This is a genomic window from Magnetospirillum sp. UT-4 (assembly GCF_902729435.1).
GTDB lineage: Bacteria > Pseudomonadota > Alphaproteobacteria > Rhodospirillales > Magnetospirillaceae > Magnetospirillum.
The window spans coordinates 1-22591 of sequence record NZ_LR746527.1 but is presented as its reverse complement, the minus strand read 5'-3'; the positions used below and the strand labels follow the sequence as shown (position 1 = coordinate 22591).

25 protein-coding genes are annotated in these 22591 nt (G+C 62.8%); 19 read left to right on the top strand and 6 right to left on the bottom strand.

The features are described 5' to 3' along the window. Nucleotides 1-166: 166 nt before the first annotated feature. The 17 genes from mamH (at nucleotide 167) to MTBUT4_RS18785 (ending at nucleotide 16498) form a co-directional block, all read left to right on the top strand. Nucleotides 167-1459: a magnetosome biogenesis transporter MamH gene (gene mamH, locus MTBUT4_RS18865; RefSeq protein WP_173981261.1), complete on the top strand. Its 1293-nt coding sequence runs from the start codon at nucleotides 167-169 to the stop codon at nucleotides 1457-1459. A 36-nt stretch (nucleotides 1460-1495) separates the two neighbouring features. Then, nucleotides 1496-1705 carry a magnetosome protein MamI gene (gene mamI / locus MTBUT4_RS18860; protein ID WP_173981260.1) on the top strand — a complete coding sequence of 70 codons (210 nt, stop codon included), beginning with the start codon at nucleotides 1496-1498 and terminating at the stop codon, nucleotides 1703-1705. A 5-nt stretch (nucleotides 1706-1710) separates the two neighbouring features. Continuing rightward, the gene (gene mamE / locus MTBUT4_RS18855) at nucleotides 1711-3927 is read left to right on the top strand and encodes a magnetosome formation protease MamE (RefSeq protein ID WP_254434940.1); all 2217 of its coding nucleotides are present in this window, start codon (nucleotides 1711-1713) and stop codon (nucleotides 3925-3927) included. Nucleotides 3928-3942: 15 nt separating this feature from the next. Continuing rightward, nucleotides 3943-5226 carry a magnetosome protein MamJ gene (gene mamJ / locus MTBUT4_RS18850; RefSeq protein WP_173981259.1) on the top strand — a complete coding sequence of 428 codons (1284 nt, stop codon included), beginning with the start codon at nucleotides 3943-3945 and terminating at the stop codon, nucleotides 5224-5226. A gap of 44 nt (nucleotides 5227-5270) precedes the next feature. Beyond that, nucleotides 5271-6320: a MamK family actin-like protein gene (mamK, locus tag MTBUT4_RS18845; RefSeq protein WP_173981258.1), complete on the top strand. Its 1050-nt coding sequence runs from the start codon at nucleotides 5271-5273 to the stop codon at nucleotides 6318-6320. Between the two features lie 45 nt (nucleotides 6321-6365). Continuing rightward, entirely contained in the window at nucleotides 6366-6602 is a 237-nt protein-coding gene (gene mamL, locus MTBUT4_RS18840; protein ID WP_173981257.1) for a magnetosome protein MamL, read from the top strand. A 46-nt stretch (nucleotides 6603-6648) separates the two neighbouring features. Continuing rightward, on the top strand, nucleotides 6649-7605 hold the full coding sequence (gene mamM / locus MTBUT4_RS18835) for a magnetosome biogenesis CDF transporter MamM (protein ID WP_173981256.1): 957 nt from the start codon (nucleotides 6649-6651) through the stop codon (nucleotides 7603-7605). Then, nucleotides 7606-8919: a magnetosome biogenesis transporter MamN gene (mamN, locus tag MTBUT4_RS18830; RefSeq protein WP_173981255.1), complete on the top strand. Its 1314-nt coding sequence runs from the start codon at nucleotides 7606-7608 to the stop codon at nucleotides 8917-8919. A gap of 39 nt (nucleotides 8920-8958) precedes the next feature. Next, a complete protein-coding gene (mamO, locus tag MTBUT4_RS18825; RefSeq protein WP_173981254.1) occupies nucleotides 8959-10863 on the top strand; it encodes a magnetosome protein MamO in 1905 nt (634 codons plus the stop codon). 25 nt (nucleotides 10864-10888) lie between these two features. Then, nucleotides 10889-11698, top strand: a complete 810-nt coding sequence (gene mamP / locus MTBUT4_RS18820; RefSeq protein WP_173981253.1) for a magnetosome magnetite formation protein MamP — start codon at nucleotides 10889-10891, stop codon at nucleotides 11696-11698. A 31-nt stretch (nucleotides 11699-11729) separates the two neighbouring features. Further along, entirely contained in the window at nucleotides 11730-12383 is a 654-nt protein-coding gene (gene mamA, locus MTBUT4_RS18815) for a magnetosome protein MamA (RefSeq protein WP_254434938.1), read from the top strand. Nucleotides 12384-12426: 43 nt separating this feature from the next. Next, nucleotides 12427-13233, top strand: a complete 807-nt coding sequence (gene mamQ / locus MTBUT4_RS18810) for a magnetosome protein MamQ (RefSeq protein ID WP_173981251.1) — start codon at nucleotides 12427-12429, stop codon at nucleotides 13231-13233. Beyond that, nucleotides 13230-13484: a magnetosome protein MamR gene (gene mamR, locus MTBUT4_RS18805; protein WP_173981250.1), complete on the top strand. Its 255-nt coding sequence runs from the start codon at nucleotides 13230-13232 to the stop codon at nucleotides 13482-13484. The genes mamQ and mamR (MTBUT4_RS18805) overlap by 4 nt, the downstream gene beginning before the upstream one ends. Then, complete coding sequence (gene mamB, locus MTBUT4_RS18800) at nucleotides 13481-14380, top strand: magnetosome biogenesis CDF transporter MamB (RefSeq protein ID WP_173981249.1); 900 nt, start codon at nucleotides 13481-13483, stop codon at nucleotides 14378-14380. The genes mamR (MTBUT4_RS18805) and mamB overlap by 4 nt, the downstream gene beginning before the upstream one ends. A gap of 15 nt (nucleotides 14381-14395) precedes the next feature. Continuing rightward, a complete protein-coding gene (locus tag MTBUT4_RS18795) occupies nucleotides 14396-14941 on the top strand; it encodes a hypothetical protein (RefSeq protein WP_173981248.1) in 546 nt (181 codons plus the stop codon). 19 nt (nucleotides 14942-14960) lie between these two features. Next, a complete protein-coding gene (mamT, locus tag MTBUT4_RS18790) occupies nucleotides 14961-15488 on the top strand; it encodes a magnetosome protein MamT (RefSeq protein WP_173981247.1) in 528 nt (175 codons plus the stop codon). 110 nt (nucleotides 15489-15598) lie between these two features. Beyond that, on the top strand, nucleotides 15599-16498 hold the full coding sequence (locus MTBUT4_RS18785; protein ID WP_173981246.1) for a diacylglycerol kinase family protein: 900 nt from the start codon (nucleotides 15599-15601) through the stop codon (nucleotides 16496-16498). 111 nt (nucleotides 16499-16609) lie between these two features. Here MTBUT4_RS18785 and MTBUT4_RS18780 read toward each other — a convergent pair whose 3' ends face one another. Beyond that, a complete protein-coding gene (locus MTBUT4_RS18780) occupies nucleotides 16610-16864 on the bottom strand; it encodes a hypothetical protein (RefSeq protein WP_173981245.1) in 255 nt (84 codons plus the stop codon). Between the two features lie 318 nt (nucleotides 16865-17182). Here MTBUT4_RS18780 and MTBUT4_RS18775 point away from each other — a divergent pair, with 318 nt between their 5' ends. Then, nucleotides 17183-17752, top strand: a complete 570-nt coding sequence (locus MTBUT4_RS18775) for a bacteriohemerythrin (RefSeq protein WP_173981244.1) — start codon at nucleotides 17183-17185, stop codon at nucleotides 17750-17752. Then, entirely contained in the window at nucleotides 17753-18292 is a 540-nt protein-coding gene (locus MTBUT4_RS18770) for a hypothetical protein (RefSeq protein WP_173981243.1), read from the top strand. A gap of 10 nt (nucleotides 18293-18302) precedes the next feature. Here MTBUT4_RS18770 and MTBUT4_RS18765 read toward each other — a convergent pair whose 3' ends face one another. From MTBUT4_RS18765 to MTBUT4_RS18740, 5 genes are all read right to left on the bottom strand, one after another. Continuing rightward, nucleotides 18303-19616 carry a hypothetical protein gene (locus tag MTBUT4_RS18765; protein ID WP_173981242.1) on the bottom strand — a complete coding sequence of 438 codons (1314 nt, stop codon included), beginning with the start codon at nucleotides 19614-19616 and terminating at the stop codon, nucleotides 18303-18305. A gap of 327 nt (nucleotides 19617-19943) precedes the next feature. Then, on the bottom strand, nucleotides 19944-20249 hold the full coding sequence (mamR, locus tag MTBUT4_RS18760; protein ID WP_173981241.1) for a magnetosome protein MamR: 306 nt from the start codon (nucleotides 20247-20249) through the stop codon (nucleotides 19944-19946). A gap of 13 nt (nucleotides 20250-20262) precedes the next feature. Beyond that, nucleotides 20263-20616, bottom strand: a complete 354-nt coding sequence (locus MTBUT4_RS18755) for a CZB domain-containing protein (RefSeq protein WP_173981240.1) — start codon at nucleotides 20614-20616, stop codon at nucleotides 20263-20265. A 29-nt stretch (nucleotides 20617-20645) separates the two neighbouring features. Further along, the gene (mamV, locus tag MTBUT4_RS18750) at nucleotides 20646-21608 is read right to left on the bottom strand and encodes a CDF transporter MamV (RefSeq protein WP_256367270.1); all 963 of its coding nucleotides are present in this window, start codon (nucleotides 21606-21608) and stop codon (nucleotides 20646-20648) included. 441 nt (nucleotides 21609-22049) lie between these two features. Continuing rightward, nucleotides 22050-22559 carry a ferritin family protein gene (locus tag MTBUT4_RS18740; protein WP_173981238.1) on the bottom strand — a complete coding sequence of 170 codons (510 nt, stop codon included), beginning with the start codon at nucleotides 22557-22559 and terminating at the stop codon, nucleotides 22050-22052. Between the last annotated feature and the right edge of the window lie 32 nt (nucleotides 22560-22591).

The window sequence follows — 22591 nt, the reverse complement described above, 5'->3', positions numbered from 1 at the left end:
ATTGTTCCGGTCCAGGCTATCGCGGGGGGGGGGGCGGCGCGGCCGCCTCGCACCCTCGCTAAAAGGCATGGCAATAGAGCCGCAGTGGTATTGGCCCTCGCGATTAGGTGTTGTCAACCACCCCCGGACCGTTGTTATAGTCCGGCTACGCGCGAAGGGTAGGGTGATGCGACCGCAAGGACAGGATTCGGAAATCGGCGACAGAGAGCGCAATGCGCTCTATCTATTGTCGGCGCTGTGCATGGTTTTCATGACGCTCGTAGTTGCCATCCAGCCCTTGTTTCTAAGAAACATTCTCGGGATTTCCTTCGATACGGCCGGGGCGGTGAATGCCAATGTCCAGGTCGTGACCGAAGTGTTGGACATGTTCATATTCGGCTATCTGGGGTATCTTTCCGACCGGATCGGCCGCGTCAAGATCATCGTGGCGGGGTTCCTGGTGGCGGCGGCGGGCGCGGTGATCGCGCCGTTCAGCCCGTGGATCGGTGGGGGCGCACTGGGCGCGCTGGCGGTCTATTACGCGTCGCGCATCATGATGTCTTTAGGCAGCGGGGCGGTCTGGCCGCAATTGTCCGCCGTGGCCGGCGATTTCAGCCACGAAGGCAACCGAGCCCGTCTGATGTCCAACACCGCCTTCATGATGGCCTTCGGCGTCACCCTGGTCTATGCCGTTCTGATGCAGATTCCGCGTCATGTCGGCATTGTCGTGACCATGCTGCTGACCGCTGCCACGGCCCTGGCCGGGGCGTGGCTGGCCAGGAGCTTCCTGACCGACATCGCCCCCAGGACGCGCGAATCCTCGGTGCCGTGGCGGGTGGTGTGGACGCTGGTCAAGTCCGAGCCGCGACTTCGCCTGGCCTTCGCCAGTTCGCTGTTCGCCCGCAGCGACATGGTGTTCGTCGGCCTTTTTCTGATGCTGTGGTTCATCTATTTCGCCGACCTGATCAATGTCGGGCAGACCGAAGCGGCGGCCCGGGCGGGATTGCTGATCGGCCTGATGGGGGGCATGGTCATGCTTTCGATCCCGGTGTGGCGCTCGTTCATCGAACGCTTCGGCCGGGTCCAGGCGGTGACCCTGGGCATGCTCCTGTCGGCGCTGGGTTTCCTGTTGCTGGGGCTGGTGGTCAATCCCTTCGACTGGTACATAGTGTTCCCGATCCTACTGATATCGGCGGGTCAGGCGGGCAGTTTCGTTGCGCCGCAGATACTGACGATTGATTATTCGCCTCGCGACCTGATCGGTTCGGTGCTTGGCATGTTCAACGTAATCGGTTGTCTGGGCATCATTTTCTTTGTGCAGATCGGCGGGTTCCTGTTCGACATGATCGGCCCCCCGGCCCCTTTCCTGTTCGCCGGGCTTGGCAATCTGCTTATAACCGTCTATGCCCTTAAGGTACGGCGGGCGGAAAAAGCGGATGGTCCGGTTCGTCCGGTTGATGTGGCTGATGACTTTGCTTAGCGCCCGGCGCTTAGCAGCAATACTGGAGAAACGGTTATGCCAAGCGTGATTTTCGGCTTGCTGGCGCTTGCCCTGGGGTTGCTGGGTATGACGGCCTGGTGGTGGTCGGTTACCGAATTCCTGCGTGGAGCGGTGCCGGTGGCGCTCATCATTCTGGGGCTTGTCGCGCTTGCTGCCGGCGTCCAAACGGTGAGGACTCCGCGTTCCGGCAAGGAAACCGCATCCGATTCCAACATTGATGGTTGATCGCTATGTTCAACGGTGACGTGGAAGGCGAAGGCCGCCCGGGCGGCTCCTGTGGCAAGGATCTCAAACGCTACCTGATGCTCATGGCGGTGGTGGCGGCGATCGTGCTGTTTGGTGCCTTCATCTATCGCCAGTCGCAGGGTGGCTTGCGCCTTGGGGCCATGTTCGAGCAACTTACCCGCGGCAAGCATGCGGCGGCCAACGTTCCCGTCCAGCAGGGCGGGATCGCGTTGCCGGCGCCGGGGGGCGCTCCCGTCCAGGCCGTCCAGGCCGGCGGCAACCGCGTGGCGCCGCCTACGGCCGCCGGCGCCATCGCCACTTTGCCCCCGGTGGTTGATTTTGGTGCGGCTCCCGTGGGCGGCGGCGCGTTCTCCAACGTCGTCACCGTCCTGCGCAATAGCGTCGTCAGTGTCTCCGCGTCGTCGTCCACCGGCCAGGCCATGCCCGATCCGCTGGGCTTGGCCAACACCGACGGGCTGCCGCGCTTCGCCAATCCGCAGACGCGGACGGTCGAAAACATCGGCACCGGCGTGATCGTCCGCGACGACGGCTTCATCGTCACCAATTACCATGTGGTCCGCGGGGCGAACTCGGTGTTCGTCACCGTCCGGGACGACGTGGGGTCGACCCGCTATTCGGCCGAGGTCGTGAAGATGGACGAGGCGCTGGACTTGGCGCTTCTGAAGGTCATGGCAAAGACCCGGTTGTCGTCGGCGGTGTTTGGCGACAGTGATTCCGTGCGTGTCGCCGACGAGGTCATCGCCATCGGCACGCCGTTCGGCCTTGATATGACCGTCAGCCGGGGCATCATCTCGGCCAAGCGCAAGACCATGGTCATCGAGGGGGTGACGCACTCCAACCTGCTGCAGACCGACGCGGCCATCAACCAGGGCAATTCCGGTGGCCCACTGGTGGCGACGACCGGCGCGGTGATTGGCATCAATACCGCCATCTACACCCCCAACGGCGCCTTTGCCGGCATCGGCTTCGCAGTCTCCAGCAACCAGGCCCGCATGTTCGTGATGGACGAGGTTGGCTGGCTGCCGACCTCGACGGCCGAAGGCCCGACCATGGGACTGGTGGCCATGCAGCGCCCCGGCCCCGGCGGCGGCTTCGGCGCCGCCGGGCCGGCCATCATGGCCGGGGTGCCGGCACCTCATACCGACGGCCGGCAGAACATGGATTGCACCACCTGCCACGACATCATTCCGGCGGGCAACCAGCCGGCGGCCGGCATGGGTGGCCCGATGCTGCCGGTGGCGGCTCCGGTTGCGCCGCCGCCGATCCCGGTGGGCGCGGTCGCGCCGCACACCGACGGTCGCCAGAACATGAACTGCGCCACCTGCCACCAGATGATCGGCGGCACCGGCGCGGCGGCTCCAGTGGCGGCGCCGGGCTACAGCTATGCGCAGCCTCCGGGCAGTCTGGCCATCAACGTTCAGGGCGGGCGCGGCGGCGCGGCCATTGGTGCCGAGGGGCGCCGCTCCACCCTGCTGGGTGCCGCCCTGTCGCCCATGTCCGTCCGACTGAGCCAGCAGACCGGCCAGCCGGCCGGCCGGGGCGTCTATGTCACCGGTGTGACTCCCAATACCCCCGCCGCCATGGCTGGCCTGCGCCCCGGTGACGTGATTCTGAAGGTGGACGGCCGGCCGGTGGCCCGCCCCGAGGAAGCCATCGCCTTGCTGGCGGAGATGCCGAAGGGCCGGTCGGTGCGCCTTGGGGTGTTGCGCGATGGCGACGTCGCCGATCTTTCCCTGTCCACCGGGCTGGCCGGGCTGGCCGCGGCTGCGGTGCAGTCGCCAGCGATGCCTTCGCCGGCGATGCAGGCTCCCACCGCCGGGGCCGGGCGGGGCGCGGCGATGGCTGGCGTTCCCGGCGCAGCACGGACCGCTCCGGCCGTGCCGACCGAGTTCAATTGGCTGGGCATGGAGATCGAGACATTCCAGTCCCCTGTCGCCAGCCCGCGCGTCGGCGCTCCTGCCGGCGGCACCGTGGCAGGGCCTGCGGCCGCGACCGTGGGGGCACAGGTCGCCGAGGTATTGGCGGGGTCACGGGCGGCCCGTGCTGGGCTTCAGACCAATGATTATATCCTTCAGGTGAATAACCGTCCCGTTTCAAGCCCCGCACAGTTGGATGGCGCGATCAAGACTGCGACGCAGTCTGGTCAGCAGATCCTCTTGCGCGTTCATCGGAATGGGCAGGAATTCTGGGTCGTTCTCTAGGTTCGGGAGGAATTCATGGCTGGTAACCGCAAGGATCGAGGAAAGTTCTCGGACCGATCAGCTTCGTCGGAACGCCCCCCGGATGTTTCCGAGACCGCCAAGCCGGTCACGACCGATGTCTGGGTGTCGCTTCTGGACAGCTCGCCGTGGTCGAGCCATGGTGGCGGCCGACCGGAAAACCCGGCGACGGCGCCGACGCAGTTGCCCCGTCCGTCCGAACTTCCCGTGGGGGCGTCGCTGTTTGATCAGTGGTCTTCGTCCGTCTGGAATTCGCCAAAATCTACCGACGACACGAATGCCGGCGGCAATGCGCCGATCATTGATGTGACGTCCGAGCCGGCGCTGGTGGGTTCCGCCGTCGAGGAAGACGTCGCCATCGAGGCGCCGGCCGAGTTCGAAGCCGTGGCCGAACCGGTGGTGGACGAGGTCGCCATCGAGGCGCCGGCCGAGTTCGAATCCGTGGCCGAACCGGTGGTGGACAAGGTCGCCATCGAGGCGCCGGCCGAGTTTGAATCCGTGGCCGAACCGGTGGTGGACAAGGTCGCCATCGAGGCGCCGGCCAAGTTCGAAGCCGTGGCCGAACTGGTGGCGGACGAGGTCGCCATCGAGGCGATGGCCGCCATCGAGCCGCCGGCCGAGGTCGAGGCCGTGGCCGAGCCGGTGGTGGACGAGGTGGCTATCGAGGCGATGGCCGCCATCGAGGTGCCGACCGAGGTCGAGGCCGTGGCCGAGCCGGTGGTGGACGAGGTCGCCATCGAGGCGGTCGCCGAGGTCGAGGCGCCGGCCGAGGTTGAGGCCGTGGCCGAGCCGGTGGTGGACGAGGTCGCCATCGAGGCGGTCGCCGAGGTCGAGGCCGTGGCCGAGCCGGGCGTCAAGGATGAAGTCGCCGCGCCCGCGCCACTGGCGGCCCTGATTGAGGAGGCGGTCATGGCCGGCGCCGCGTTGGAGCGTGAGCCCTCGACGGACGCCGAGGCCGGCAACGTGCCGGAAGTGTCGCCGGCGATGGCAGCAAAGCCGGTCGCGCGGGCCCCGGCCAAGCGGGGGCGAGAGGTCAAGGCGGGCGTCGTCCACCAGAACGTTCCCGTGGAAGACCTGATAACCGGAATTTTCGGTGTTGTCACCGACGGCGCAAAGGGGATCTACGGCGTCGGTTCGTCCCTGGCCGGCGCGACCGTCAAGGGTGGGCAGGCCGTGGGGAGCACGATCGTCGGCAATGTCCGCCGTTTGCTGCCCGGGAGGCTGGGGGGATGTGCTTCGTGCGGTCCGTCGTCCTGCGATACCGGCAACGTTAAGCAGTAAAGAGTCCCCTGTTCCAAAACGCATGCGTAACCGGAGTGAGTGAAATGAGCCAGGGTGAAGATAGGGGCCAGGCCAAGCAGCGGCTGTTTCTTGGGATTGACCTTGGGACGTCTCACACCGCCGTGATGTCGAGCCGGGGCAAGAAGTTCCTGCTGAAGTCGGTGGTTGGCTATCCCAAGGATGTCATCGGTCTCAAGCTTCTTGGCCGTCCCTATGTGGTCGGCGACGAGGCTTTCGATATGCGTTCCTATCTAGATCTGCGCTATCCGCTTCAAGATGGCGTGCTGAGCGAGATCAGCGAACGCGACGTCGAGGTCGCACGCCATCTGTTGACTCATTTGGTCAGGACCGCCGAGCCCGAGGAAGGCGAAGATATCTGCGCCGTGATTGGCGTTCCGGCCCGTGCTTCTGCCGCCAACAAGGCTCTGCTGCTGAAGATGGCCCAGGAGGTGGTGCATACCGCCATGGTGGTTTCCGAGCCGTTCATGGTCGCCTACGGCCTGGAAAAGCTGGTCAACGCCATCGTCGTTGATATCGGCGCGGGGACTACCGACATCTGCGCCCTGAAGGGGACCGTGCCCGGCCCCGAGGATCAGGTTACGCTGACCAAGGCCGGCAACTATGTGGACGAGCGCCTGCAGAACGCCATTCTGGAGCGCCATCCCGAGTTGCAGATGAACCTGAACGTCGCTTGCGCGGTCAAGGAAAGGTTCTCGTTCGTCGGCCCCGCCCCCGAGGCATCCGTCTACGAGTTCCGCGCCGCCGGCAAGCCGGTCCAGCGCGATGTGACCGACGCGGTCCGCATCGCCTGCGAGGCGTTGATGCCGGATATCCTGGAAAGCATCGAAACCCTGCTGCAATCGTTCCAGCCTGAATGCCAGGCGGTGGCGCTGCGTAACATCATCGTCGCTGGTGGCGGTTCCCGGATTCGCGGCATCGCCGGCTATGTCCAGGAAAAGCTGCGTCCCTATGGCGTGGCCGAGGTGACCTGCGTCAAGGATCCCACCTTCGACGGTTGTCGTGGCGCCCTGCGCCTGGCGGAGGAACTTCCGCCCCAATACTGGCGGCAGCTGGGCGACGTGACCGGCTCCTGATGGGGCGGTGGCGAAACCACGCTGGTGAATGTTTAGGGCAGTGGCATGATTAAATTGTTCGTATCATTGCTGATTGGCGGCTTGATTGTGCTGCTGGCGTCCTCCAACGCCCATGTGGTGGAGACTAGGCTTGGACCGTTGGTCATGGCGTCGCCTCATTTCGTGGTCCTTGGCGTCACGTTCATGCTTGGCGTCGCCATCGGCATCTTCTCGGTCCTGCTCAGTGTCATCAACCGGCGCAAGCAGAAGACGCCGGGCAGGGCGATCGTGATCAAGCGGTGAAGACGTCGTTTTCGGCCATGGCGCCGGAAGTTGGGAGTTCGTAGGGATGAGAAAAAGCGGATGTGCCGCCTGCAGCAGAAGCATCGGCTGGGTCGGCTTGGCCGTGAGCGCGGTGCTGCTGGTCATGAAGGCGTTCGTCGGCCTGATTGGCGGGTCGCAGGCCATGCTGGCGGACGCCATGTACTCGTTGAAGGACATGCTCAACGCCCTGATGGTGGTGATCGGCACCAATATTTCCAGCAAGCCCCTGGATGCCGAGCATCCCTATGGGCATGGCAAGGTGGAGTTCATCCTGTCCATGGTGGTCAGCGTGGTCTTCATCGGCCTGACCGGCTATCTGCTGATCCACGCCGTCCAGATCCTGCTTGACGAAAGCAGGCACCGCACGCCCCACCTGATCGTGCTGTGGGCGGCACTGGTTTCGGTTGGCGTCAACTTGGCCATGTATTTCTATTCCCGGTGCGTGGCCATCGAAACCAACAGCCCCATCATCAAGACCATGGCCAAGCATCACCACGGCGATGCGACCGCGTCGGGTGCCGTGGCCCTGGGCATCATCGGCGCCCACTACCTTAACATGCCTTGGCTCGATCCGGCGGTGGCTCTGTGGGAAACGGTGGACCTGCTGTTGCTGGGCAGGGTGGTGTTCTTGGACGCCTATCGCGGACTGATGGACCACAGCGTCAGTGAAGGGGTGCTGAACCGGATCGTCGGTATCGCCGAGAAGGTCGATGGCGTGCGCAGTGTCATTCATCTGCGCGCCCGTAACGTGGGCCAGGGTATCTGGGCCGACATGATCGTCGGCGTCGATCCCGAACACACCGTCGAGGACGCCCACCGGATCTGCGAAACCGTTCAGGCAACGGTATGCGGTGCCCTCAAGCGGGTGGAGTCCCTGCACGTCAGTGCCGAAGTCGAGGAGATGGCGGACAGCCGGGAGACCACGTTTTCCGCCGAACCGCTGAGCTTCGACGAGGCTGTCCTGAGCAAGGGGGAGCGCTAGGTGGTTGGCTTTCTCGTCCTCGCCGTTTTTATCGTCACCTTCGTCGCCGTGTATCGGCGGGCCGAGGGTGGACATGTCGCTGTCCTGGCGGGGGCGGGCGCTCTGGTGCTGATCGGCTGGGCCAGCGGCACCTACACGCCCCGCATGGCCCTACAATCCGTGTATTTCGAGACGCTGGCTCTGATCTTCGGCATGTCAGCCATCTCGTCGCTCCTGGCGAAATCGGGGTTCTACGCCAACATGGCCGCCGGAACCGCGGAGCGGTCTCAGGGGCAGGGGCGCTGGATCTTGGTGATGATGGCCTTGGTCACCTATGCCATCTCGCTGGTCAGCAACAGCTTCGTGACCGTCGCCGTGGTGGTCCCGGTCACATTGACCGTGTGCTTCCGTACCGGCATCGACCCTGTCCCGGTGATCATCGGTGAAATCATCGCGGCCAACCTGGGCGGCGCCTCTACCATGATCGGCGACTTTCCCAACATGATCCTGGCGTCCGCGGGGCGGCTGCATTTCAATGACTTCATCGGTGGCATGATGCCGGTCTGCCTGCTGCTGTTGGCGGCCATGCTGATCTTCTTCGAACGCCGTCTGGGCGATTGGAAAGGTGCCGGGATTCCGGTGGACCCGGCTTGGCTGGAGGGCGAGCAGGTGCGCGACCGCCAAATCGACCGCCGTCTGCTGCGCTATTGCGTGCTGATTTTCGCCGTAACCGTGCTGGGCCTGGTGTTCGCCGGGCCGCTGAACCTGCGGCCGGGCTGGATCGCCTTTGGCGCCGGGTTGGTTGCCTTGGCGCTGGGACGGTTCAAGGACGACGAGTTCTTCCATGCCTGCGGCGGCACCGATCTGCTGTTCTTCGCCGGGCTCTTCGTGATGGTTGGGGCTCTGAACGCCTTAGGCATGTTGGATTGGGCGGTGACCTGGCTGGAGCAGGTGACCGCCTCGCATGACCGCTTGCGGGCGATCCTGCTGATGTGGGTGGCGGCCGGCCTGACCATTTTTGTCGGTGGTGGTACTACCGCCGCGCTTTTCGCCCCCATGGCGGCGACCCTGCGCCTTGACGGAGACGGCCAGGCCGCCTGGTGGGCGCTGGCGCTGGGCATCATGGCCGGTTCGTCCGCCTCCCTGTCCGGGGCGACCGCCGGTGCACTGGCCATGAATCAATATTCCGGTTTCATCAAGCGGCATCCGCAACTGGCGGCGGCGGCGGCAGCCGGAACGCAGTTCACTCACCGCGAGTATATGCGTTGGGGTATGCCCTTGATGGGTATCTTCTTGATTCTTTCGACCATCTATGTCGCCGTATTGGCGAGTTGACGGTGGCTTCGGAAATTTAAACGAGCGTGGAAAACGGGCATGATTGAAGTCGGCGAAACCACGGGCGATCTGCCCAATAACAAGATCGTTTTCTGCGAGCGGTCCTGGAAGGCGGCGGTCACCATTCTGGCCTTGCTGGTCATGGTGACTTTTGCCTGGGGCGCATATCTGCTCGACAGTTATGACGAAGACGACTACTTCCCGGGGAGCGACGACATGTCTGTCGGTCAGTTCCTCCTGCGCAATGTCGCCATGCCCGACGTGCAGCGCCTGTATTACACCGTGCCGCCCGCCGTGGTGAGCATCGGCGGCAACGGCATCAACTCCGGGCCGGTGGCTTCAGGTGCCATCGTCGGTGCTAACGGCTATGTGGTGACCGCACAGCACTCGGTCGCCAACCTGTCGGTGATCACTGTCCAGGTGGCGACCTCCACCGGAGTCCGCAGCTTCCCGGCCCAGGTGGTTAAAGCCATCGCCAGCCACGATCTGGTGCTGCTGAAGATGCAGACCACCGAGAAGTTCCTACATTTCCGCATGGCCGACGTGCAGACGGTCATTCAGGGCCAGCAGGTTTACGCTTTCGGCCGCAACGCCGCCGGTGCGCCGCTGGTGCGTCAGGGGGTGGTGCAGTCCGCCGACGCGCCGCTGAACCTGGGCGGCAGCCAGATCACCCATCTGTTGCGGTCCGACGCCGTCTACACTTGGGAACAGAACGGCGGGCCCCTGGTCGACGGCCAGGGCGACCTGGTGGGTATCAACATCGCCACCACCGGCCCGACGGGCCGCATCGAGGGTTTTACCGTTCCCGCTCATGTGATCGTGTCGCATCTGCGCGACGTGGTCCGCTTCAAGACCGGCGCCGCGCCGGCGCCGGCTCCGGCCCAGACCCAGACGGTGGCCATGGCCAGTTCCGCCGGGTGGTGGTCCAAGGCTCGCGCCACCGTCGATGGTCCCACCGCGGTGCCCGGCCTGGGCATCAACGTGGTCCAGGGCGGGGCGCCCGTGAACGGCTTTCCGTCGGGCATGCCGTTCATCGACCCCGATCATGTGGGCGGCGCCAAGATTGCCGGCTATTCGGTGGCCGACATCCTGGGGCTGTGCATGCTGGCTCTGGCCGCCGGTATCACCGGCGGGATGATGACCATGGGTGGCGGCGTCCTGCAGGTGGCCGGCATGATGGTGTTCTTCGGCTATGGCATGTATCTGATCCGGCCGGTGGTGTTTCTGACCAACGTCTTCGTCTACGGCGCCACGGCGCTGCGCAACGACAAGGCGCAGTTAGTTCAGTGGAACAAGGTCAAGCCGCTCATTCCGTGGGGCGTTGCCGGCGTGGTGGTCGGCTATTTCATCGGCAACGCCATCGGCGATTCGGTCGTCGGCGTGTTGCTGGGCCTGTTCGCCCTGATCATGGCTGGCAAGGCGGTTCTGGAGATCATCCGCCCCGACGCCGGCGAGGGCGACCTGGCCCCGGTGTCCCCGGTGTCTGCCGACGAGGAGATGGACGAATTGATGGCGCTGGCCAGCGGGGACGCCAAGGCGAAGTCGGACGGTCTCGACCTGCCTGACGGTCCGGTGCGCAACGCGGTGCTGGGGCTGCCCATGGGCCTGTTCAGCGGCATCCTGGGCATCAGCGGCGGCGTCGTCGAGGTCCCGCTGCAGCGCTATGTTGGCCGCATGACGTTGCAGAACGCCATCGCCAACAGCTCGGTTCTGGTATTCTGGGCTTCGGTTGCGGGTGTGGCGGTTTCCTTTCTGCACGGCACCAGCACCGGGCTGATCCATTGGGAGGCCCCGGTCACGCTGGCCGTGGTGATGATTCCCGGCGCCTATGTGGGTGGGATCATCGGGGCGCGGCTGATGCGGGTGTTGCCGGTGCGTGTGCTCAAGGGCATTTACGCCGCCACCATGGCGGCCATCGCCATCAAGATGCTGGTGTCGGTCTAGGTCGGCGCGGCAGGATCGGACAGGCATGAACAGCAAGATCGCCCTTATCGTCGCGGCTGTGGTGGTCGCCCTGGTGCTCGTGATTGGGCGGCAAGGGCCATCGGTGTCGCAGACTGCCCTGACGCCGTCGCCGGGGGTGGGGGCCACCATGGTTGCGCCGCCCGTCGCCTCCGTGGCTCCGGTCCCGGTGCCGGTCGCCGCGCCGGCGGCGCCTTATGCTCCTGCCGCTCCGGCGGGTGGGGAACAGCCGCTGCCCAATTACGTTCCGCGCAAGCTCAAGGTGTTCGAAGGGCATTGGCAAGGCATGGACGGTCGGTTGATGACCGGCGAACTGGCCCGCAAGCTGAACTTTCCCCAGGGGGTCCAGGGCGTTCTACTGGGCGAGGTGACTCTGAACGCCGCCTTTTCGGGCCTGCTGGGGGGCGACGTCATCGTGCGGGTCGATGACACCCCGGTGACCGACATGGAAAGTTTCCAGGCCGCCAGTCGGCTGGTGGCCAACCGGAACGAGGCGCGCATCGCCGTGTTGCGCAAGGACGACCGCCCCGGCCCGCCGGTGGTGCGCAAGCTGACCGTGGCCTTGCGGGTCGAGGAAGGCGGTCTGGGCTTCGTTCAGTTGGAAGGCGCCCCCATGATCCTGGCCGGCGATCCCCGCCCGCACGGCTATCGCGGCCCATGTACCGAATGCCACCCCATCGGCCAGGGCTTCGAGCTGACCCCCGATCCCGATTTGATCAGCCTGCCGCCGCCGGCCATCAGTCGGGAAGTTGCGACGTCGGGCGTCAGCCCCCATGAGGTTCGCGGGCCCTGTGAAGCCTGTCATGTGATCAAGTGAGTCATCGCTGTTTTTGAATTTGGAGAACAACATGTCCAGCAAGCCGTCGGATGTCCTTGACGAAGTTACCCTCTACACTCATTACGGCCTGTCCGTGCTCAAGCGCCTGGGCGTCAACATGGTTGACGCGTTCCGCTCGGCCTTTGCCGTCAATGAAGATATCCGTTTGTCCTTCTATCGCGACAAGGGTATCGCCCATGCCAAGGCCGGGCGTTATTCCCAGGCCGTCATGATGCTCGAGCCGGTCTATGACGATGGCGATTTCGACGTGAACGTCGCCCTGCATCTGGGCATCGCCTATGTGAAGACCGGCGAGACCGACCGCGGCATCGAGTTGCTGGAGCGTTCGCTGAAGGATTCTCCCGACGACGTCAAGGTGGCCACCGTGCTGGGCCTGACCTATGTGCAGGTGCAGAAGTACGATCTGGCCGTGCCGCTGCTGGCCAAGGTCGCCGAGGCCAATCCTGTCAATTTCAACGTTCGCTTCCGTTTGGGGGTGGCTTTGGATAACCTGGGTCGGTTCGATGAAGCCATCGACAGCTTCAAGATCGCGCTGGGCCTGCGTCCCAACGAAGGCAAGGTGCATCGGGCCATGGCCTACAGTTACGAACAGATGGGTGCCCATGACGAGGCGCTGCCACATTTCAAGCGGGCGAATGAACTTGAGGACGGGCAGGCCGGCTGAGCCGGCGGCGCGTCGTGCCAAGGTATAAAGGAGCGAGGCGGAGATGGCTTTAGGCAACGCCAATGCGGGTTCGGCCCCCGAGGTCGAGGTCAGCGCACTTCAGCGGGTCAGGCAGTCCGAAGAATTGTTGGCCAACCTGTATGTGGTCGAGGCCGCCTCGCATCAGATTGGCCGCCGGTCTGTACATGTCTTGATGGCCGTCTCCGTTCTTTCCCTGGTGGCGTTCATCGCGACCCTGCTCATGCGTTACAACGCCTTCGTGACCATGTACGAGGATGCGCTGTCGCGGCGCTCGAACTACGAGGTCATGGTTCAGCGTCGCGACAACCTGTTCGGCAATTTGGTGAAGCTGACCCTGAACCACGCCGCCCTGGAACACTCGATCTTCTCGCACACCGCCGACAAGCGGGCCGAGTCGGTGGAGGCTGGCAAGGACGGGCCGGTGGGCGCCGCCATCGAGCAACTGATGAAGCAAGGCGGGGTCGCCAAGATTTTGGGTGACGGTGGCAAGTTGCTGTCCGGTGACGGCATCGGCATGGCTCTGGGCCGTCTGATGGCCATTGTTGAGCAGTATCCCAATGTGCAGTCCGCCGAAACTTACAAGCACATGATGTCTTCTCTGGTGGAGATGGAGGATCGCATCGCCGGGAAGCGGGAGGAATACAATGCCTCGGCAGCGATATACAACATCGAGATCACCAAGTGGCCGTGGGACTACCTGGCGTTCTTTACCGGCTTCAAGCGCCTTGACTACTTCAAGGAGCAGGCGTCGGGCGATACGCCGGTGATCACGCCCCAGATTTTCCAGGAATTGTTGCCTTTGTCGCATCCGAAGGGGGCTAAGCCATGATCTGGACGACGGTGATGAAAGGGGGGGCCCTGGTCAGCTTCGTGCAAGGCGCCATCGCCCTGGTTGACAAGATGTTCAGCGAGGAAATCGCGCCGCACCGCATTTACAGCAGCGTGGAGGCGGCGGAGCTTTTGGGGTTGGAACGCATTCAGGTGCTTGATCTTGTCAGCACCGGTGCTTTGAAAGCCAAGAAGGTTGGCGACAACTACCGAATCTTGGGATCCAATATCGTGGAATATATGAACCGATGAGATTCGAGCACTGCAGAGATTGCCGAGAAGAAGTCGTTTGGTGGGCGTTTACCGCCGACATCGGCATGACTCTTTTCAAGGGCATTCTGGGCCTGATGAGCGGCTCCGTCGCTTTGGTGGCCGATTCGTTGCACTCAGGTGCCGACGTCGTCGCCAGCGGCGTCACCCAGCTCAGTTTGAAGATCTCGAACAAGCCGGCCGATGCCCGCTATCCCTTCGGATACGGCAATATCCAGTACATCTCGTCGGCGATCGTCGGCTCGCTGCTGTTCATCGGTGCCTCCTTCCTGATGTACGGCTCGGTGATGAAGCTGATTTCGGGCACCTATGAGGCGCCTTCGTTCTTCGCCGCCATTGGGGCGTCGGTGACGGTGATCGTCAACGAGCTGATGTACCGATATCAGATCTGCGTGGGTAACGAGAACAACAGCCCGGCCATCATCGCCAATGCGTGGGATAACCGTTCGGACGCCATTTCCTCGGCGGCGGTGATGATAGGCGTGATCGCGTCGGTGATCGGCTTTCCCATCGCCGACACCATTGCCGCTGTCGGCGTTTCCGCGCTGGTGGGGCGCATCGGCCTCGAACTAATCGGCAACGCGGTTCACGGCCTGATGGACAGTTCCGTGGACACTGAACTGCTGCAGACCGCCTGGCAGCTGGCCATGAACACCCCGCTGGTGGAGAGCGTCTATTTCCTGCGCGGCCGCCATGTGGGCGAGGAAGTGCAGTTCGACATCCGACTTCGTGTGTCCCCCAAATTGAAGGTCAAGGAAAGCACGCTGGTGGCCGAGGCGGTGCGCCAGCGCATCCAGGAGGAGATCCCCCACGCCCGCGACATCCGTCTGTTCGTCAGCCCGGCGCCTGTCGTCGCCGTGCCGGCGAAGGGCAAGTAAGGGCGGGAGAGACGCATGTCCGTGCAGTGGCGGGTACTGTTGGAACGGCTTCGTGGCACCTTCGGGCGAAACGCGTCTCCCCAGTTGATTCTTGGGATCGGAGCGGTTGCTCTGGCCGTTATGGTGCTCGTCGCCCTGGTCCCCGATCGCTTCTCGATGGCGGGTCTGTCCGGCGGCGAGCTGGCAATGGGGCCTGGCGGTGCGGCCGCCGTGCCCGCGGCGCTTCCCGGCCTGACCCCCTTCGTGCCGGTGCCGCCGCTGAGTTTCGGTGGCCGTGTCACCCAGGTCGCGAGCATCGGCAGCGAAATGGGCTGGGGCCAGGTGCATGTGTGGCTCGACAACGGTACCGGTTTGTTGCTTGAGGTATCGGTGGCGCCCCAGTCCTATCTTAAGCAGATCAATTGCCCACCCCTGGACGGGGCTCGCATCAGCGGGGTCGGCTTCCGTTTCGATCCCAACCGCCCCAATGCCGAGGTGTACGCTAAATCCATCATGGTCGGCGGCAAGACCTGTCGGCTGCGTGACGATGAAGGTCTGGCGCTATGGATGGCCGTGCAGTGATCAGCAACGGACGGCAGCCATGAGCCGGGACGCGCCCTCGCGACGCCGCGGCTGGCCGGTTTGGGTCGCGATCATGCTGGTGGTTGGGATTGGTTTGGGCCTTTACCTGGACATGGTTCCCAGTGGCGTCCCCGATGGGGTGACGTCGCCCCGCCGTGCGGCGGGAATTCTGACCGGGCGGTTGCCGTTGCCAATGGAACCGTCTCTTCTGTCGCCGCTGGAACGCTTCCTGGCTCCGGCTCCCGGATATAAGCTCATGACCATCCGGCACATTCCTCCCGTGGCCCAGGGCGGCGGCATGCCGCATCCCTTCGTAGGCGACTGCGTCCAGTGTCATCTGATCGTCGGCGGCGCGCCGCCAGGATCCCAATTCAAGACGCCTTACGGGGCGGTGCTGGAAAGCTTGTCCCGCGTGCGCAAGCTGGGGCCGCCGATCCTGCCTACGTCGCGCCAGCCCCATCCTCCGGCGGGACGCTGCATCAAGTGCCATGACATCGTCGTCAAGGTGCCGAACGACCGGGCATCGGGGCTGCGCTGGCAGCTATAGCCGGCAGGGATAAGGCGGGGTCACGGGGAAGGGGGGCGACGAGGCCTTGGTCCCCACGCTCCGGCTCCCGATTTGGCGGGGGCGGACGGCATCGTGTAGGCGGGGTCCCCATGCGGATTGCTACCATCGTCAATGCGCGGGCCGGAAGCATGGCGCGGCTGTCCCCCAAGGACGTCGCCGCGCGGCTGTCCCAGGTATGGGCCGCCCATGGGCATGACGGACCCGTCGTCGTCGCCTCAGGCAAGGAAATGGGGAAGGCCGTGCGGGCAGCCTGTCGGGCCCCTGAGGTCCAGGCCGTGGTCATCGGGGGTGGCGATGGTTCGGTGTCGCGCGCCCTGAAGGACGTTATTGCTGGCGGCAAGGTCCTGGGCGTCCTGCCCCTGGGAACCATGAATTACGTGGCACGCCAGCTCGGCCTGCCGCTGGATCCCGTCCTGGCAGCCAAGGCCCTGGCGAGGGGGCGGGTCCGGGCCATCGACGTGGGACGGATGAACGATCATCTGTTCCTGATCCGCGCCTGTTTCGGCGCCTTTCCTGAATTCATACGAGCACGGGACAGGGTGCGCGGCAAGGGCGGCGGCTTCCTGGAAGGCGCCTTGGCAGGCGTGGCCGGCCTGGCCGCCCGGCATCGCGTGTTGGAGGCGGAACTGATCGGCCCAAGCGGTCGGGCTCGGGTGTTCACCAGCTTCCTGATGGTGTCGAACAACCTGTGCAAGGATTCAGACCCGTTCTTGCTGGAACGGGAACGGCTGGACGGCGGAACCTTGGGAATCTATGTGGGGCAAAGCCCCGGTGCCGCCGGGATTCTTGGCCTTGGTCTGGTGGCGGCATCGGGCGCCTGGGGCAGCGACGTCATGTTGTCGCGCATGCACTCTCCTTGGCTGGATGTACGGACCAGAAATGCCAAGCCGCTGGTTTCGCTGGATGGCGAGGTGGAGAAAATGGCCTCTCCCTTCCACTTTGAAATCTTGCCCCGGGTATTGGCGTTGCTGGTGCCGGCAGAGGCGTGACCGTAGCTTGTTCAAGGGGGGCATTCTCAAGGTCGCTGCGGGCACAAGGCGGCGGCCATTTATGCTGGCCTTATGTTCCCCCCCTGAAGCCGCCCCCGGGGGCTCTGGCGATCACGGTCGCGCCAGCCAGCGTTTGATCCGTGACCGCAGCGTCGGCGGCAGGGCAAGCCGGATGCGCACACCCGGCCCTAGGGTGCGTTCAGTCAGGTGCCAGACGGCCAGAACCACCAATGACCCCACCACGATGGCGACCAGCAGATGGATGAAGAACACCGCGGCCGCCAGTCCCAGGATGGCGATTACCAGCGGGCCAACCCATCCGCTTGATGCGATGGTGGTGCGAAGCGTTTGGAGCCAGGAAGACACGTCGATTGAACCCGGGAAGTTGGCTGAAGGCCATCGCGATGGCGCGGCCATACTGCCATTGACGGTCGAAGCGGGGCAAACGCTAGTTGACGTGATCGCCCGCGGATGCTGATTATAATTATTTATATATATGACTTTTGGCGGTATAAATTTGTATGTATGGGGGCGTTGCGTTTCTCCGCCGCTCTGGAGTAAGGTGTAGACCTAGTGAATTTTTTTTGATCGAGGCCTGTTGCCTGCCAACCGAGCTTTAGTCGGCGTCATTGTTCAAGTAGATTGGCTCATGCGCGCAGAGTTCGTTAGGTGATGGAATCTGGAATGAAATCAGCCGCAGCCCTAATCAAATGGACGCCCGATCTTTCAATCGGCATTGATGCCATCGACGAAGACCATCAGGCGTTCTTCCGTCTTGCCGCGCTGTTGAGGGACATCGTTGACGGCGGCGAGAACGAAAAGCTGCAGTTGATCGAAACCGCCGTGAACATCCTCGAAGAATATATCGAGGGGCATTTCCAGCGCGAGCAGATGGCCATGGCCCAGGCCAATTATGACCAGATGGTCGAACACATCATTGCCCACGACGCTTTCGCCAAGCGCGTCCATGCGCAGATCGCGCGCTATCGCGGGACGCAGGACCTGAACGATATCGGCGCTCTCGGCCCCATGGTCGCGGATTGGTTGGTCAATCACATCATGGTTGTGGATGCGAAGTTCAAGGGCGTGCTGTCCAACGAGAACGTAGACGACCGCCCCATGGCCTATCTGGCCATGGACAGGAACACCTGCGAGACGGCGGACATGCCGGGTTCATCGGACGACTTTCCCATTGGGGTGGTCCCGCAAGAAGAGGGCGAGCAGATTTCTCGCTACGGAGAAGAGGCGCGGTGAATGGCTCCGCCGACCCGGTTTTCGACGGCTTTGGCCAACCTTCAAAAGTCTCATGATTTCCTGCTGAGAATCATCGATGCCTGCGAGCGGATGCCGGAATCGCCTCAGGGCGAAGACGACCGGGAAATGCTGGCGGCGGTCGTCCAACTGGCTCTAATGACCGAACGGGTGGTGGAAACCGCCCAGCACTCGGCACTCTCCGGCGGCAAGGGCTTTCGTGCCGCGCTGGCGTTGCCCCAGCCCGAGGTGGGAGCGGGGGCGGTAGACCTGGGTGCCGCGCGGCAACAGGTCATCATGCAGATGTGCATGATGCAAAGTGAAAAGAACTGGGTTGCCGCCAAATCCCTGAAGGACGAGAATGACCGCCTTCGGCAGGAATTGGCGAAGATCTACGCCGACGTCGCTGCGGCAAGGGCCGCCTTGGTCCCTCCGGCGATCGCTGCGGTGGGCAAGGCCGGCGCGCCGCAGCCGTCCGCCCCTAGCAAGGCGCGGGTAGAGGCGCCGCCGCCGCCGCCCCAACTCAAGCTGGGAACAAGATAGCAGGCCGCGCTTATCGCCCGTCCCCGCCCTCCCGTTTGGAGCGCAGGCGTTGGGCGACTGCGTTTTGGCTGGCCGCACTCTCGGGCGCCGGAGGCGGGGCCGGTGTTGACGCCGCTGTTTTGGGGCGCGGCGGCCGTGAAGGGCGCTGGTGGCGCTGCAGGCTTCGCGCCAGATCAGGAAGGTTGAAATGCTCGGCCTCGGCGCGCAGGACGTCTTCGATGCCCTTCCATGCCTTGTCCAATTTGTCATCGATCTCTTGGTCGATCCCCTTGTGGCCGATGACCGCCAGGATTTCCTCGACCGAGGCCAGACGCTGCTGCAATTGTTCGCTGCGCCCCATGACCAGGGCTTGGCCCGCGAGACTTTTTTCGATCTCCCCCTGGATCGCGTCCAACCGGACATGCGACATCTGCCACAAGATATCGACGAATAGCCTGCGGACCTCGGCGATGCGGGCGCTGAACGCCTTGTTCCGGGTGTGAGCCTTGTTCATATCCACCAGAAGCATCAAGTTGACCAGCCTCTGTGCGGCTTCCATGATTTGTGTCCGCACGATCCGCCGCGTGTCGTCGTCATCGGCGGCGTTCAAGGTCTGCTTCAGATACTCGATCCGGCCGGCGATATCATTGATGCCCTGAATGACGTGCTCGGTCTGAAGCCCCAGAGATTCCGTGGAAAAGTCGTCATCTTGTCGGTTCGGTCGTGCCGGCCGCGTGCGCACGGGGCTAGCGCTGCCGGGGGACGCCGCCAGGTTCGGCTCTGCCTGTTGCGCGTGCCCGTCCCTTTGCGGGCGGGGTGCCGCTGTGCCGTGGGCGGCGGAATTGCGCTGGCTGCGGTCCGAAGCCCGGCGCCGGGGGCCGTCGTAGCTGTCTCGGGAATCCGCCACTCGGCGGCACGGGCCGCGGTACTCGTCGCTTGTGACGAATTCGCGTGGATCGTCCATGGCGCGCCTCACGTTCTTGAGCATGGTGCGCGAGGTGATCGGCATGAGCATAAGGCAGTTGGCGCCGCAATTTAGCGCCATGTTGACCTTGGTGGTGTCCAACTGCGCGATGACGCAGATGATCGGCGTCGGCGAGTCGTTCTTAGGCTCGGTGCGAAGGCGTCTGGCTATGGATACCGCTTCGCCGAAGTCGACGTCCGAACAGATGACCAGATCATAGTTGTTAGATGACAGAACTCCAATTGCCTCGTCCACATCCTGATGAAAAACGACGTCGGCGAAGCCGATTTGATTCAGGGTGGTGACAATTAGGCGGCCAAGCGCCTCGTCAGTTGAGGAAACCAACACGGTCTTGCCGAAAAAGGACAGGTTCAGCGACATTCCAGCGTCTCCCCCCCATTTCAGCTGGAGGTTCCGATGTTTACCAGGGTTTGCCTTTCCATGAAACCATTCAGAACGGTTCAACGGGAACATGGGGAATCTGGAGGGTTCTCCGAGGTCCGGCCAGCACGACGCCAGCCCCAGAGGAGCCGGACCTCTGATACCCGTTTCAGGAATTCCTGATTCCTGGAACGGGTATCCAGCGCCCGTTGAGGGCGCGGCCAAGGGCGCGGATGCGCCCGCCCGGCGAGGGCTTGAAAACTCCGGCCGCAGGTCGGAATTTTCAGGAAATGGTATTATTCCAGGCCAATACGCTGGACCGAAAGATTAGTCAGTGGATGACACATTGGGTGATGCCAGATAATTGATCAGGGACTGGCCGACGATCAGATAGTTGCCGTTGCCACCCTTGGTGGCCTGGATCGCGCCGCTCTTGATGAGATGGAGCACCTCCAGACGATCAAGCTCCAAGAATTTGGCAGCATCTCCGCTGGTGTATATACGCGATGGCTTTATCGTATTGGAGCCGTAATGCTGGCTAAGTCCGAATAGTCCAAGAACGATACTAATGGTTGAAGCTAAAATTTCCAGAATCTTGTCCATGGAAACAAGCGACTTGGATGACTTCGCCATGAGTGCCTCCTGCTCAGTTGGCCTCATTGAACCCAGTGTAGCGATATTCGAACATCGTCAGCATAAAAATGAGGTCTTGGCTATCACGCTTCAGCTCGTCGAGAGCAACTTCAGCCTCAACAAAATTGCGCTCACTGAATAATTTCACAAGAATATCAGCTGTTTCATGAAAATGCCGATGACGTTTCTCTAGAAATGAAATCTCTGGGTACGCGCTATATTTTTCGAGAGCCTCGGAATAAATCCATTTTCCGAGTTCACAGGTTCGGCAGGACTCAAGTGTCGGCGCTGATTCCTGTCGGATCTTCTTTTCAAGCTGGAGCAGCCATCGGAGGTGAACCAGGCGCGCTTTTGATATGTCAATCATGCTGCCTCATCGTGCGCTGTAGCGTAAAGTCATTCCGAAGGAAGGCTTGGCGACGCAAGCTCTTGTTTTATCGTGTCCGCGAATAAATGATCTGCCCAGTAATCTGGGACATCGTCATTTCGGCTCGTGTCCGGCACCGTGATGATCCACGCATGCTGAACCTCCGGAAAACTATCAAGTATATTTTCCCTAAGGCTGTTGACGATGGCGTTGCTTTCAGCAACCGTCAGCATCTCGTCAATTGATACATGCATGTATATTTCCCAAAACTCGCCTAAGCTGCGACCGCGGATCAGCTTGATTTCTCTAACGCCCTTTATCGCCCGTGACTTGCGGGCGATTTCATCAAGGGTCTCACGCGGAACAGTGACGTCTAAAAGGCCCTTGATGGCATCCCATGCGATGATTCTGCCAATATTCATGACAATCAGGGAGACGAGGAGCGCCGCGATGTGATCTGCAGCATCAAGCCCAACTTCGGAAAGAACGATTCCGGTGAATACGACGATGGAGGTGATCGCATCAATGCGATTGTCACGGCTCGCAGAACGGAGCGCAATGTTGTCATTTTCCGTAGCGACGCAAAAAAGATAGCGCGACATCAATTCGCTAAAAGCAGCGGAGACTATGACGCCGACGATGGCAAACAGAGAGCCTGTTGCCTCGACGGTGTTCGGCTCATTGAAGCTCGTGCTGGCTAGAAAGACGCCGGTCCCGATGAGGGATATTCCGATTATGAGTGAGCTAACGAACAGAATCTTTCCCGCCCCAAACGGGAAAGTCTTGCTCGGAGGTATCTTGGAAATTCGGATGCTGGCGAGGGTCAGGCCCTTGGTGATGGCGTCACCCATGGAATACAGTCCCTGCGCCGCCATGCCCATGCTGCCTGACATGATTCCAAGCAGGCTCCGGAATGCCGCCTGGGCAAGCGTGCCTCCCAGATCCAAAAGCGCAGCCTTTTCCACGCAGCTCATGCAGCCCGAATTTCCCATATGAACGGCCAGTCCTTTTCAGGTTCCGGGCAAGGATAGCCTCCATCCTGAGGCCGGAGAAGCGCAAAGTTCGGCTCGACCATGATGACGTGCGCGCCTGGCAGGTCCACCTGGTGTCGCAGGGGATCTCGTGGGCCAGCCTGAACCAATTCGTGGCGGCGTTGCGTTTCTTTTATGGGGTGACGCTGGGGTGCCTGGAGATCCCGGAGCGGATCACGTAGCGGATGGCAGGGGTATCGAAAAAAAAGCTTGTTTAACCACGAAGACACGAAGGGCGCGAAGAAGGAAAAAAGGAAATATTCTTCCGTCCTGGTTCTTCTTCGTGCCCTTCGTGTCTTCGTGGTGAACGATATTTTTTTCCCTCACACCGTCACATTCAACGGCACACGCCGGTAACAATGCACCAAATAAATACCCCCATCCCCAGGCCATCCTCCCCCGTCAATCCACCACGTTGGCGGGGTCGGGGTCGTCGGCCCAGTCGTGGTCCGGCGGCGGCGTCGATTCCAGCCAGTGTTCCAGGGTGCGGACGTGCTCGGCTTCCTCGTCGGCGAAGTCGCGGGCCAGGTCGCGGATTTCGGGCAGCGGCGCGTGGGTGGCGGCGTGGTTGTAGAACTCCCAGCCGCGGCGTTCGTTGGCCAGGGCGTATTGCAGGGCGTGGCGGGGCGTCATGCGGTAATGGGTGTCGGCGCTGTCGCCGACCTCGGGCGGCTCCGTGGTCTCCCACTTGAATTCCCATGATTTCAGGCGCGGCAGCGGGCCGTGGGCGCCGGCGCGGGCGGTGACCTCGGCGGCGTGCATGGCCGAGAATTCGGCCATGCGGGCGAACATGGCCGCCACCTCGGGGTTGTTGTGGACCTCCATGACGTCGGCAAGTTCGCGGTAGCGCTCGCCGGCCTCGGTCTCGAGGGCGACGGCGTGGGCGAGGAAGTTCGCCAGGGTGCTGTACATCGGCCTCTCCGTCTTTGACCTAGCCCGTCCTA